The organism is Streptomyces sp. NPDC054796 (genome assembly GCF_053611545.1).
Map to the genome: position 1 here is coordinate 15,130 of NZ_JBSHAO010000020.1, position 11,774 is coordinate 26,903.

12 protein-coding genes are annotated in these 11,774 nt (G+C 69.8%); 9 read left to right on the plus strand and 3 right to left on the minus strand.

Annotated elements, in window-relative coordinates:
- Positions 1-108 precede the first annotated feature (108 nt).
- Positions 109-462 (plus strand): DUF3817 domain-containing protein, encoded by a 354-nt coding sequence (locus ACWGJ2_RS18440; RefSeq protein WP_453347259.1) that lies wholly within the window; start codon positions 109-111, stop codon positions 460-462.
- Positions 459-752 (plus strand): MTH1187 family thiamine-binding protein, encoded by a 294-nt coding sequence (locus ACWGJ2_RS18445; RefSeq protein ID WP_453347166.1) that lies wholly within the window; start codon positions 459-461, stop codon positions 750-752. Before ACWGJ2_RS18440 ends, ACWGJ2_RS18445 begins: the two co-directional genes overlap by 4 nt.
- Before the next feature lie 67 nt (positions 753-819).
- Here the strand turns inward: ACWGJ2_RS18445 and ACWGJ2_RS18450 are convergent, their stop codons facing one another.
- On the minus strand, positions 820-1,842 hold the full coding sequence (locus ACWGJ2_RS18450; protein WP_453347167.1) for a DUF5937 family protein: 1,023 nt from the start codon (positions 1,840-1,842) through the stop codon (positions 820-822).
- 241 nt (positions 1,843-2,083) lie between these two features.
- On the opposite strand from ACWGJ2_RS18450, the gene ACWGJ2_RS18455 reads away from it, so the two are divergent.
- The 3 genes from ACWGJ2_RS18455 (at position 2,084) to ACWGJ2_RS18465 (ending at position 4,844) form a co-directional block, all read left to right on the plus strand.
- Positions 2,084-2,647: a MarR family winged helix-turn-helix transcriptional regulator gene (locus ACWGJ2_RS18455; RefSeq protein ID WP_453347168.1), complete on the plus strand. Its 564-nt coding sequence runs from the start codon at positions 2,084-2,086 to the stop codon at positions 2,645-2,647.
- 66 nt (positions 2,648-2,713) lie between these two features.
- Positions 2,714-3,046 carry a DUF3817 domain-containing protein gene (locus ACWGJ2_RS18460; RefSeq protein WP_453347169.1) on the plus strand — a complete coding sequence of 111 codons (333 nt, stop codon included), beginning with the start codon at positions 2,714-2,716 and terminating at the stop codon, positions 3,044-3,046.
- Positions 3,047-3,143: 97 nt separating this feature from the next.
- Positions 3,144-4,844, plus strand: coding sequence for an acyl-CoA mutase large subunit family protein (locus tag ACWGJ2_RS18465; RefSeq protein ID WP_453347170.1), 1,701 nt, complete (start codon positions 3,144-3,146; stop codon positions 4,842-4,844).
- Positions 4,845-4,950: 106 nt separating this feature from the next.
- Here ACWGJ2_RS18465 and ACWGJ2_RS18470 read toward each other — a convergent pair whose 3' ends face one another.
- On the minus strand, positions 4,951-5,580 hold the full coding sequence (locus ACWGJ2_RS18470) for a TetR/AcrR family transcriptional regulator (protein ID WP_453347171.1): 630 nt from the start codon (positions 5,578-5,580) through the stop codon (positions 4,951-4,953).
- Between the two features lie 195 nt (positions 5,581-5,775).
- Here ACWGJ2_RS18470 and ACWGJ2_RS18475 point away from each other — a divergent pair, with 195 nt between their 5' ends.
- The 4 genes from ACWGJ2_RS18475 to ACWGJ2_RS18490 all read left to right on the plus strand — a co-directional run bounded on the left by ACWGJ2_RS18475 (position 5,776) and on the right by ACWGJ2_RS18490 (position 10,128).
- Positions 5,776-6,738 carry a tetratricopeptide repeat protein gene (locus ACWGJ2_RS18475; RefSeq protein ID WP_453347172.1) on the plus strand — a complete coding sequence of 321 codons (963 nt, stop codon included), beginning with the start codon at positions 5,776-5,778 and terminating at the stop codon, positions 6,736-6,738.
- Between the two features lie 629 nt (positions 6,739-7,367).
- Complete coding sequence (locus ACWGJ2_RS18480) at positions 7,368-7,985, plus strand: DUF6230 family protein (protein ID WP_453347173.1); 618 nt, start codon at positions 7,368-7,370, stop codon at positions 7,983-7,985.
- A gap of 117 nt (positions 7,986-8,102) precedes the next feature.
- On the plus strand, positions 8,103-8,732 hold the full coding sequence (locus tag ACWGJ2_RS18485; RefSeq protein ID WP_453347174.1) for a DUF6114 domain-containing protein: 630 nt from the start codon (positions 8,103-8,105) through the stop codon (positions 8,730-8,732).
- Positions 8,722-10,128, plus strand: a complete 1,407-nt coding sequence (locus tag ACWGJ2_RS18490; RefSeq protein ID WP_453347175.1) for a hypothetical protein — start codon at positions 8,722-8,724, stop codon at positions 10,126-10,128. Before ACWGJ2_RS18485 ends, ACWGJ2_RS18490 begins: the two co-directional genes overlap by 11 nt.
- A gap of 139 nt (positions 10,129-10,267) precedes the next feature.
- On the opposite strand, the gene pyk is transcribed toward ACWGJ2_RS18490, so the two are convergent.
- Positions 10,268-11,695 carry a pyruvate kinase gene (pyk, locus tag ACWGJ2_RS18495; RefSeq protein WP_453347176.1) on the minus strand — a complete coding sequence of 476 codons (1,428 nt, stop codon included), beginning with the start codon at positions 11,693-11,695 and terminating at the stop codon, positions 10,268-10,270.
- Between the last annotated feature and the right edge of the window lie 79 nt (positions 11,696-11,774).

Sequence of the window (11,774 nt, forward strand, 5' to 3'; positions counted from 1 at the left end):
CCTGCGCTCCGCGCGCGGGCGCGGTACTGCCACAATGGCAGCGCTTGTGCATCCCTTCACAAACGATCAGAGGACCCTGCCGTGGCCATACTGGAAACCCCCAGCGGTCTGCCGCCGAAGGCGGTCACCGCCCTGCGCCGTCTCCGTCTGACCTCGACCCCGGAGGCCGTGTCCTTCCTCCTCCTGCTCGTCTGCTCGGTACTGAAGCGGACGACCGACTTCAACGCCGTCCCGGTGATGGGCGCCGTGCACGGGCTGCTGTTCGTGCTCTACGTGGTCTTCTGGGCCGACGCCTGGAACCGCGTCAAGTGGCCCCTGAAGACCGCGGCGCTCTACTTCGTGCTGTCCGTCCTGCCGACCGGCGGCTTCTTCGCCGACAAGATGCTGCGCCGCGATGAGGAGGCCGGAGTGATCGCCGCCCGCGCCCGCCAGGAGCAGCACGGGAGCGTCGTCAACTCATGATCGTCGCCTTCTCGGTCACCCCGCTCGGCGTCGGCGAGGACGTGGGTGAGTACGTGGCCGACGCGGTGCGGGTCGTACGCGAGTCGGGGCTGCCGCACCGTACGGACGCGATGTTCACCTCGCTGGAGGGCGACTGGGACGCGTGCATGGACGTGGTGCGGCGCGCGGTGGAGGCCGTCGAGGCGCGGGCGCCCCGGGTCTCCCTCGTCCTCAAGGCCGACATACGTCCCGGTGTCACGGACGGGCTCACCGCCAAGGTCGAGACGGTGGACCGACTCCTCGCCGAGTAGCGGAGCGGCCGTACGGGCACACGGCCCCGTGGCGGGGGCCGCCACCCCCGCCACCCTGCCCGTGCCCTCAGCCGGACGCCGCCTCCCCGGCCAGCAGGGCGACCCCCAGCGCCGTCCGCTCGTACAGCACCCGCGCCCCCGCACGGCGCGCCGTCAGCAGGCCCGCGTCACGCAGCGTCGAGAGATGCGCCGAGACCGACGACGGGGCCAGCTCGTGCCGCTCGGCCAGGTCCTTCGTGGAGGCCGGTTCGTCGAGCCCGGTGAGGATCGCGGCCCGGTTGGCGCCCAGCAGCCGTACCAGTGCCCCGGTGGCGTCGGGCGTGGGCCGCTGCCACAGCCCGCCCACCCCGCGCGCCGGATAGATCACCGTCGGCTGCCACGGTGGCGCGAACCCGCTCACCACGTCGGGCCATACGAAGACGCTGGGCATCAGCAGCACCCCGCGCCCGCTCAGCTTCCGCGTCATGACCTCCCTGAAGCGCGTACGGACCGTCAGCGTGCCCGCCGACCACGTCACCCCGGGGTGCAGGTCGGCGAAGAGCCGTTCCAGGCCGCCCTCGGCGAGCTGATGGGCGCGGTACGCGATGTCCGCCTCCAGCAGCGTGCGCAGCCTCGGCCAGTCCGGTTCCAGCAGCGCGTGCCAGGCGTGCCCTGTGAGGTCGGCCAGCTCCCGCACGGCCCCCGCCGGGTCGGCGAGCATCGCACGCCCGCGCGGGGACCCGGCGGCGCCCGGGGTGCACTCCAGGGAGCGGACCAGTTCCTCGTGCGCGATGTCCGGGTCCGTGGCCCGCACCCGCGCCAGCTCCTCGTCGAAGACGGCGGAAGGGGAGGCCGAGGGGGAGAGGAACGGCAGTGGGGGCGGGCCCAGGAAGTCGGGCGTGTAGCCCGAGGGCGTGGGCATCAGCAGCGCCAGCGGCGACAGGTCCAGGCCCCGCACGGCGCCGCGCATCCGCCGCAGCCAGGGCAGGTGGTAGCCGTGCCGCTCGGTGCGCCGCAGGGTGCGCACCGCCTCGTGGGTCTCGCAGAGCGGGGAGACGGCGAAGCGGCAGCGCAGCAGGTCGTCGGCGCCGAACCGCAGATGGAGGGGCACCGGGCCTCCCGCCTCGGAGAACGCGGACGGCCCGCGGCCGTCGCGGCCCGCTGGTGCGGACAGGGCCGAAAGAGTAGAGGCACCCCCGGGGCGTACGACAGTGCCCGCACGCCCCGGGACACGTGAACGGGGTGACACGGGAGGCGCCGGAGGGCGTACGGGGACAGGATGCGGAAAACGGCGCGGCCCGACTGCTGAGACGCCTATGGCCAACATATGACTGGCCGGTAAGGTCGGGGGCGTGTCGAAGCCGCTCAGCCTGCCGTTCGATCCGATCGCCCGCGCCGACGAACTCTGGAAGCAGCGTTGGGGATCCGTGCCCTCCATGGCCGCGATCACCTCGATCATGCGCGCTCACCAGATCCTGCTGGCCGAGGTCGACGCCGTCGTCAAGCCGTACGGACTGACCTTCGCCCGCTACGAGGCGCTGGTGCTGCTCACCTTCTCGCAGGCCGGTGAGCTGCCCATGTCCAAGATCGGTGAGCGGCTGATGGTCCACCCGACCTCGGTCACCAACACCGTGGACCGGCTCCAGCGCTCCGGGCTCGTCGACAAGCGCCCCAACCCGAACGACGGGCGCGGCACGCTCGCCTCGATCACCGACAAGGGCCGCGAGGTGTGCGACGCCGCGACGCGCGATCTCATGGCCATGGACTTCGGGCTCGGCGCGTACGACGCGGAGGAGTGCGGGGAGATCTTCGCGATGCTCAGGCCGCTGCGGGTCGCCGCCGCCGACTTCAAGGCCGACGAGTTCAAGGCCGACGGCTTCACGAGCGCCCCCGCCCCCGCCCCCGCGCAGGACTGAGCGGGCGCGGTTCCCGTGCACGGGCCGCTTGAAGATCGGCCGGAACAGCCGGTTACGCTCGTTGCCATGAAGAAGTCCGTGCTGACCCGATACCGGGTGATGGCCTACGTCACCGCCGTGATGCTTCTGGTGCTGTGCACCTGCATGATCTTCAAGTACGGCTTCGACATGGGCGAAGACCTCACGTTCATGGTCTCGCAGGCCCATGGCGTGCTCTTCATCATCTACCTGATCTTCGCCTTCGACCTCGGCCAGAAGGCCCGCTGGCCCTTCGGCAAGCTCCTCTGGGTGCTCGTTTCCGGAACGATCCCCACCGCCGCGTTCTTCGTCGAGCGCAAGGTGGTCCGTGAGGTCGAGCCGCTGGTCGAGGACGCGCGGACCGCTCCCGCGAAGGCCTGAGCGCACCCGCCGCACCCCTCCTCCCACCGCCCGGCACAGGACGCGCCGGGCGGTTGACCATCGACAATTACTTGGACGTCCTAGTAAATTCGGGGGTATGGACGCTGACGCCATCGCAGAGGGCCGCAACCGCTGGCAGGCCCGTTACGACGCCGCGCGCAAGCGGGACGCCGACTTCACCACGCTGAGCGGTGACCCCGTCGAGCCGGTCTACGGGCCGGGGCCCGGCGACACCGTCGAGGGTTTCGAGCGGATCGGCTGGCCCGGCGAGTACCCGTACACGCGAGGGCTCCACCCCACCGGCTACCGCGGGCGCACCTGGACCATCCGGCAGTTCGCCGGGTTCGGGAACGCCGAGCAGACGAACGAGCGGTACAAGATGATCCTGGAGGCCGGGGGCGGCGGCCTCTCCGTGGCCTTCGACATGCCCACCCTCATGGGCCGGGACTCCGACGACCCCCGCTCGCTCGGCGAGGTCGGCCACTGCGGCGTCGCCATCGACTCCGCCGCCGACATGGAGACCCTCTTCTCCGGCATTCCGCTCGGCGACGTCACCACGTCGATGACGATCAGCGGGCCCGCCGTGCCCGTCTTCTGCATGTACCTCGTGGCGGCCGAGCGCCAGGGCGTGGACCCGGCGGTCCTGAACGGCACGCTCCAGACGGACATCTTCAAGGAGTACATCGCGCAGAAGGAGTGGCTCTTCGAGCCCGAGCCCCATCTGCGCCTCATCGGCGATCTGATGGAGCACTGCACCCGCGACATCCCCGCCTACAAGCCGCTGTCCGTCTCCGGCTACCACATCCGCGAGGCGGGCTCGACGGCCGCGCAGGAGCTGGCGTACACGCTCGCCGACGGCTTCGGCTACGTCGAGCTGGGCCTCAGCCGCGGGCTCGACGTCAACACCTTCGCGCCGGGCCTGTCCTTCTTCTTCGACGCGCACGTCGACTTCTTCGAGGAGATCGCCAAGTTCCGCGCGGCCCGGCGCATCTGGGCCCGCTGGATGCGGGACGTGTACGGCGCGACGAGCGAGAAGGCGCAGTGGCTGCGCTTCCACACCCAGACGGCGGGCGTCTCGCTCACCGCGCAGCAGCCGTACAACAACGTGGTGCGGACCGCCGTGGAGGCGCTGGCCGCGGTGCTCGGCGGCACCAACTCGCTGCACACGAACGCGCTCGACGAGACCCTCGCGCTCCCCAGCGAGCGCGCAGCGGAGATCGCCCTGCGCACCCAGCAGGTGCTGATGGAGGAGACGGGCGTCACCAACGTCGCGGACCCGCTGGGCGGGTCCTGGTACGTGGAGGCGCTGACGGACCGGATCGAGGCCGACGCGGAGAAGATCTTCGAGCGGATCATGGAGCGGGGGCGCCGGGCAGTCCCTGACGGGCAGCACCCCATCGGCCCGATGACCTCGGGCATCCTGCGCGGCATCGAGGACGGCTGGTTCACGGGCGAGATCGCCGAGTCCGCCTTCCAGTACCAGCGGGCGCTGGAGAAGGACGAGAAGAAGGTCGTCGGCGTCAACTGCCACACCTCGTCCGTCACCGGCGATCTGGAGATCCTGCGCGTCAGCCACGAGGTGGAACGCGACCAGGTGGCCGCGCTCACCGAGCGCAAGGCCGCACGGGACGAGGCCGCGGTGCGCGCGGGCCTGTCCGGGCTGGTGGCCGCGGCAAGGGGCGGCACGAACATGATCGCCCCCATGCTGGACGCGGTACGCGCTGAGGCGACCCTGGGCGAAATCTGCGACGCCCTCCGCGAGGAGTGGGGCACCTACACGGAACCCCCCATCTTCTAGCGCGCCCCGTAAGGGGCGCGGGGAACTGCGCGCTAAGCCACGACGCTCCGGCACCCCGCAACGCCGCCCCAGGGGCACTTCGCACCCGGTGCGGCGCGGCGCCCCGTCAGGGGCGGCTCGTGGCGGCGAGGCCGTCCAGGAGGAGCGTGGTGAAGCTGCGTGCCCACACCTCGTCCACGGCCTCGCCGCTGACCAGCGAACGATGCACCACCGCCCCGGCGATCACGTCGAAGATGAGGTCCACGACGCGCGCGGTCTCCTCCCCGTTCCCGGAGTCCGGCGGCAGTTCCCCGCGCGCTTGCGCCCGCTCGCGCCCCTCCAGCACCAGCCGCTTCTGGCGCTCCACGATCGCCTCCCCGATCCGCGCGCGCAGCGCCGTGTCGTACGTGGACTCGGCGACGACGGCCATCAGCGAGGTCTTCGTCTCGGGCCTCTCCAGCAGCGCGGCGAAGGAGAGGACGACGCCCTCGATGTCGGCGCGGAGGCTGCCGCGGTCGGGGAGTTCCAGTTCGTCGAAGAGGACGGCGACCGCGTCCACCACCAGTTCGCTCTTGTGCGCCCAGCGCCGGTAGAGCGTGGTCTTGGCGACGCCCGCACGTGTCGCGACGTGCCCCATCGTCAGCTTGCTCCAGCCCAGTTCGACCAGCGCGCCGCGCGTCGCGTCGAGGATCGCGTGGTCCGCGTCGGCGCTGCGCGGGCGGCCGAGGCGCCGGGGTGAGGGGGCTGGGACTGCCATACGGGGGACCATACCGGCCGGTACGCGCCACGCCGTGAGCCGGATCACGGCGGGGGCGCCCTGTTGGCCTTGCGGGCGCAGGGGGCGCACGAGTTACGCTACGAGCCGTAGCGGAATAGGGATCACCGTTGCGACAACCACACGCTGGGTGGGGACCCAGCGCACACCGCCGCGCGAAAGGGGGAGACTGGTCTCATGCAGCCACGCAATATGTCCATGAGCGGAGTGGTCGACCTCGCCGCGGTGAAGGCGGCCGGAGAGGCCAAGGAGAAGGCGGAGCAGGCGCGTGCCCGCTCCGCCGAGGGGGGCGGCCAGGCCGCCCCGGCCGGTCTGGTGATCGACGTAGACGAGGCGGGCTTTGAAGCGGACGTACTCCAGCGTTCCGCCGAGGTCCCGGTCATCATCGATTTCTGGGCCGAGTGGTGCGAGCCGTGCAAGCAGCTCTCGCCCCTTCTGGAGCGTGTGACGCGGGAGTACGCCGGGCGCGTGCTCCTCGCGAAGATCGACGTGGACCAGAACCAGATGCTGATGCAGCAGTTCGGCGTGCAGGGCATCCCCGCGGTGTTCGCCGTCGTCGCAGGGCAGGCGCTGCCGCTGTTCCAGGGTGCCGCGCCCGAGCAGCAGATCCGGCAGACCTTCGACCAGTTGATCGAGGTCGCCGAGCAGCGCTTCGGCATCACGGGCCTCCAGGGCGTCGTGGACGAGGGGGCGCAGGCGGAGGCCCCCGAGGAGCCCGCCGTTCCCGAGGACCCGGCGCTCGCCGCCGCTCAGCAGGCGCTGGACGCGGGCGATTTGAACGGTGCCGTGCAGGCGTACAAGAACGTGCTCTCCACCGACCCGGCCAACGTCGAGGCCAAGGTGGGTCTCGCCATGTCGGAACTGCTCGCGCGGGTGCAGGATCTGGACGCGCAGCAGGTGCGCAAGGACGCCGCCGAGCGGCCCGGTGATGTCCCCGCCCAGTTGAAGGCGGCGGATCTGGACATGGCGGGCGGCCATGTGGAGGACGCTTTCGGGCGTCTCGTGGAGACGGTGAAACGCTCCGCTGGAGACGACAGGGAGAGTGCGCGGCTTCGCCTGCTGGATCTCTTCGAGGTGATTGGCGCCGACGACCCCCGGGTAGTCACGGCGCGTAGCGCACTCGCGCGCGTACTGTTCTGACCAGGGTCACCCCGCGTCACCACACATGGATTTAGCGACAACAGCGGCTGCGCTTTGCCAAAACTTGGTAATCGCAGCCGCTGTTACTCGTAGTAAGCCGTAGGCGGAGCTTTCTCCCGCCGTGTCCGTATGGTCCTCTCTACTCGGGCCAGGTGGCGGCGACCCTGTGTGCCTGCCCTATGCTGTTCGGCCGCCGATCGGTTATCTCGCCGTTACTCGCAAGTAACGGAACCCCTTGTGCACAGCCCGCAGATAGACCACGATCGGCCAAGCTCGGTCCATTGCCCGCGGTCCGACCACCATTCGGATCTCCGCGGCACTGGGTCCCCACCGAGCAGACCGGCACCCGCACCACCCCAGCAAGCACCACAGAACGACGCCGGTCTTCCGGGCAGGGGGGTCTTCGTCGAACGACGGAGCCTGTCCGAACAAAGCAGGTTGCGCGGGAGCGTGGCCAGTGGTTGTCGCTCGGGGGTGATCGCCGACAGCTCGGACGCACGTAGCTCTACGGCTCCGAAGACGGCGCTCTCCTTCCCGAGGACGTAGCACTTCTCCCATCCCAGGCAGGGAGACCCATTGAGGAGTGGGTCCTTCAGGCCGGAGATGTACGTCCGAGAAGGAGGAATGTCATGGAGTCCCTGGCTCGTGGCGGGACCAGATGGAAGCGGTTCGCCGTCGTCATGGTGCCGAGCGTCGCGGCAACGGCAGCGATCGGTGTCGCGCTCTCGCAGGGCGCGCTGGCGGCGTCGTTCAGCGTCTCCGGCCAGCAGTTCAAGGTCACGGCCGACCGTCTGGATGGACAGGGTTTTGTCCAGTACGGCGCCATCGACAGCACGAAGGCGGGCAAGAAGCCCGTCGCGGTGGTCGGGTTCAGCTCGGCCCAGATCCGCAGCCTGTGCCAGTCCGTCGTCGTCCCGGTGCCGGTCTTCGGCGACGTGACGATGAAGCTGAGCGCGGGTGGTGCCGGCGGTCCGAAGGTAGAGGCCAAGAAGCTCTACATCGACGCCGACGACATCTCGGCCGACGCGACGTTCAAGAACGTCGACATCGGTGTCTCGGTGGACGACACCACCAAGGGCCCCGGCCCGTCCAAGGGCGACAAGTACCTTCCGGGGTCCTTCGCCCAGCAGGCCGAGACCGCGACGTTCAAGGACGTCAAGCAGCGGGCGTGGGCGACCACGGCCGGCACGTTCAAGCTCAGCGGCCTCAAGATGGCCGTCAAGAAGGGCAAGAACGAGTGCTACTGACGCACTGATCCGTACGGGCGGGGAGCGGCCGGCTCAGCTCTCAGCGTGCTCCGCGCCCGTACGGCCCGCTCCACCCAAGCAAGCTAGCTTTGTGCCAGTCCCGAGGAGCTGTACGACATGAGCGCCGACACGCGACAAAGGCTGACGGACGGATTCGGCCGGAAGCGCAGTTCGTTCCGGGGATGGCGCGGACAGCGCCCGTTCTGGGGCGGACTGCTGACGTTGCTCGCCGGCATCCCGATCATGTACATCCCGTACCAGAACTTCACCCTGGGCTCGCTGACGATCCGGATGTCGACGACGGCGGGCGCGGGCTCGCTGATCATCGGCGTGCTGCTGGTCGTCCTCGGGCTGACCATGTGGTTCCAGCCCCAGTCCCGGGTGTTCGCGGGTGTCGCGGCGATTCTGCTGGCCCTGGTCTCCCTGGTCGTCTCGAACGTCGGCGCCTTCCTGATCGGCTTCCTGCTGGGGCTCATCGGCGGCGCGCTCGGCGTCTCCTGGGCGCCAGGGAAGCCCGCCTCAGCGAAGGGCGGCGGCGCGGGCAAGGACGAGGGGCCGGGCCCGGAGAGGGCTCCGTCGAGCCCGACGTACTCCTCCGACGGCTCGTCCGGTTCGGACGCGGACAGGGGCCCCGACGCCGCTGCCCCCGGCTCCGGCAAGGCACAGGACGACCTTTCAGTCTTTGGAACGGCTTCGTCGACCGGAGCCGATGCGAACCACGGGAACGGGAGGCACCGTGCCGGGTGACGAGGTGCACGAGGAGGCGGGCGCGTCAGCGGGAGCATCGCTGGACGCCGTCCGCGTAAGAACCGGGCCGCGGCACGCGGCGCCCAAGAAGCCGCTGCTGACCCGGTTGCACGTTCCCGCGGGCAAGGCCATCGCCATCGCGGCCATGCCGTCCGCGGTCCTGATGGGCATGGGCCTCACGCCCCAGCTCGCCAACGCCAAGCCGCTGCCCAAGAACCCCTTCAAGTCCGGCCCCTGCGTGTCCCAGCAGGACAAGGAAGAGGCCGAGCAGGAGAAGGAGGCCGAGGAGAAGGCAGCGAAGGCGGCGAAGGAGAAGGCGGCCAAGGAGAAGGCGGCCAAGGAGAAGGCGGCCAAGGAGAAGGCCGCCGAGGACAAGGCGGACGAGGACAAGGCGGACGAGGAGAAGGCGAAGAAGGACGGCACCTCCGGGTCCGCCGACTCCGGTTCCGATTCCGGCTCCGAGGAGTCCGGTTCCACCGGCTCCGGTTCCGGCTCCGACTCCTCCTCCGGTTCGGACGACAGCACCACGGAGCCCGAGCCCGAGCCCTCCGAGTCCGAGAAGGCCAAGAACCCGCTCGACCCGCTGGGCCTGGGCGACAAGATCAAGGACGCCTTCACCCCGGACGAGGAGAAGGAGGAGTCCGCCTCCTCCGGCACCGGCTCCACGTCCGGGGAGTCCCCGGCTCCGGAGTCCACCGAGGAGTCCTCCTCGACGGAGAAGAAGTCCGGGTCCGACGTCGGCAAGGCGGCCGAGGACACCGTCAACAAGGTCGAGGACGGCGTCAAGGACACCACCGACAAGGTGGGGGAGTCCGCGGAGAAGGCCGCCGAGGACGCGAAGGACGCCACCGACAAGCTGGGGAAGTCCTCCTCGTCCGAGGAGACCAACAAGACGGCGGAGGACGAGGACGGCAAGAAGGCGTTCCCCTGCGTCGAGGAGAAGAAGGTCGACGGGAAGGACGAGCAGACCCAGGTCACGCTCCCCAACGACCCGTGGACCCTGGAGTCGAGCAAGCTGTCGCTGCACGGCCTCAACTACGAGGGCGTCGTCAACGTGAGCACGGCGAACGGCAGCCAGAAGCAGGCACTCAAGTTCACCGCCGACAGCATAGACATCGGCGACCTGCACCAGATCGTGGAGGGCCCCGGCGGGACCCGGTACCACGTGGAGGCCGCCAAGGGCTCCAACTCCACCATCACCGGCGGCAAGGTGACGATGTACACCGAGAGTCTGAAGGGCAACCTCTTCGGCCTCATCCCGATCACCTTCGACCCCGAGCACCCGCCGCCCCTCAACATTCCCGAGGCGATGTTCACCAAGGTGACCGTCAAGCAGGCCGGTCAGTTCGGCGGCAACCTCACCGTGCCAGGACTGCACCAGTACGTCGGCAAGTAGGCCGCCGTACGCCCCCAGCCCCACCGGGAGCCGACGACCAGGGGCCCGCCCTCTCAACGGAGAGAGGAGCGGGCCCCTGGTTTTTCCGGGTCACGCGCGGTGCGTCACGCCTGGCGGCGCCGCTTCCGGGGTTTCCGGGTCACGCCTGGTCGTTGCCCAGGTGGTGCACCCGGACCATGTTGGTGGTGCCGGGGACGCCGGGGGGCGAGCCGGCGGTGATGATCATCGTGTCGCCCGCGTCGTAGCGCTGGAGCTTCAGCAGCTCCGCGTCCACCAGCTCGACCATCTCGTCCGTGTGGTCCACGTGCGGCACCACGTACGTCTCGACGCCCCAGCTCAGCGCGAGCTGGCTGCGGGTGGCCGCGTCGGTCGTGAAGGCCAGGATGGGCTGCGCCGTGCGGTAGCGGGACAGGCGGCGCGCCGTGTCGCCGGACTTGGTGAAGGCCACCAGCGCCTTGGCGTCGAGGAAGTCCGCCATCTCGCAGGCCGCGCGGGCCACGGAGCCGCCCTGGGTGCGCGGCTTCTTGCCCGGGACCAGCGGCTGGAGGCCGCGCCCGAGCAGCTCCTCCTCGGCGGCCTCGACGATCTTCGACATCGTCTTGACCGTCTCGATCGGGTACTGCCCGACGGAGGACTCGGCCGAGAGCATGACCGCGTCGGCGCCGTCCAGGATCGCGTTGGCGACGTCGCTCGCCTCGGCGCGCGTCGGACGCGAGTTGGTGATCATGGACTCCATCATCTGCGTCGCCACGATGACCGGCTTGGCGTTGCGGCGGCACAGCTCGACGAGCCGCTTCTGCACCATCGGGACCTTCTCCAGCGGGTACTCCACCGCGAGGTCGCCGCGGGCCACCATGACGCTGTCGAAGGCCATGACGACCTCCTCCATGTTGGCGACCGCCTGGGGCTTCTCCACCTTGGCGATGACCGGCACGCGCCGTCCGACCTCGTCCATGACCCGGTGCACGTCGCGCACGTCGGAGGCGTCCCGCACGAAGGAGAGCGCGACCATGTCGCAGCCCATGCGGAGCGCGAACTTGAGGTCGTCGATGTCCTTCTCGGACAGCGCGGGCACGTTCACGGCCGCGCCGGGCAGGTTGATCCCCTTGTGGTCGGAGATCACGCCGCCCTCGATGACGATGGTGCGCACGCGCTGGCCGTCGACCTCGGTGACCTGGAGCGCGACGTTGCCGTCGTTGATCAGGATCGGGTCGCCCTTGGCGACGTCGCCGGGCAGGCCCTTGTAGGTGGTGCCGCAGATGGTCTTGTCGCCCGCGACGTCCTCGGTGGTGATGGTGAATTCCTCACCGCGGACCAGCTCGACGGGGCCCTCGGCGAAGGTCTCCAGGCGGATCTTGGGGCCCTGGAGGTCGGCCAGGACGCCCACGGCGCGGCCGGTCTCCTCGGAAGCCTTGCGGACGCGGTGGTACCGCTCCTCGTGCTCCGGGTGGGTCCCGTGGCTCATGTTGAAGCGGGCCACGTTCATACCGGCCTCGATCAGCGTCTTGAGCTGATCGTAGGAGTCGACGGCGGGGCCCAGGGTGCAGACGATTTTGGAACGGCGCATGGGGGCGATCCTATCGTTTTGTTTAAGTGCGGAACGTATGGGGGTGAGCTGAGTCACGCGATCTTGGAGGTCAGGGTGT

Bases quoted from the DNA above. Each gene is read 5' to 3' on its own strand.
- ACWGJ2_RS18445 (WP_453347166.1), top strand. From the start codon at position 459: ATGATCGTCGCCTTCTCGGTCACCCCGCTCGGCGTCGGCGAGGACGTG.
- ACWGJ2_RS18460 (WP_453347169.1), top strand. From the start codon at position 2,714: ATGAAGAAGTCCGTGCTGACCCGATACCGGGTGATGGCCTACGTCACC.
- pyk (WP_453347176.1), bottom strand. From the start codon at position 11,695: ATGCGCCGTTCCAAAATCGTCTGCACCCTGGGCCCCGCCGTCGACTCC.
- ACWGJ2_RS18470 (WP_453347171.1), bottom strand. From the start codon at position 5,580: ATGGCAGTCCCAGCCCCCTCACCCCGGCGCCTCGGCCGCCCGCGCAGC.
- ACWGJ2_RS18475 (WP_453347172.1), top strand. From the start codon at position 5,776: ATGCAGCCACGCAATATGTCCATGAGCGGAGTGGTCGACCTCGCCGCG.
- ACWGJ2_RS18480 (WP_453347173.1), top strand. From the start codon at position 7,368: ATGGAGTCCCTGGCTCGTGGCGGGACCAGATGGAAGCGGTTCGCCGTC.
- ACWGJ2_RS18485 (WP_453347174.1), top strand. From the start codon at position 8,103: ATGAGCGCCGACACGCGACAAAGGCTGACGGACGGATTCGGCCGGAAG.
- ACWGJ2_RS18465 (WP_453347170.1), top strand. From the start codon at position 3,144: ATGGACGCTGACGCCATCGCAGAGGGCCGCAACCGCTGGCAGGCCCGT.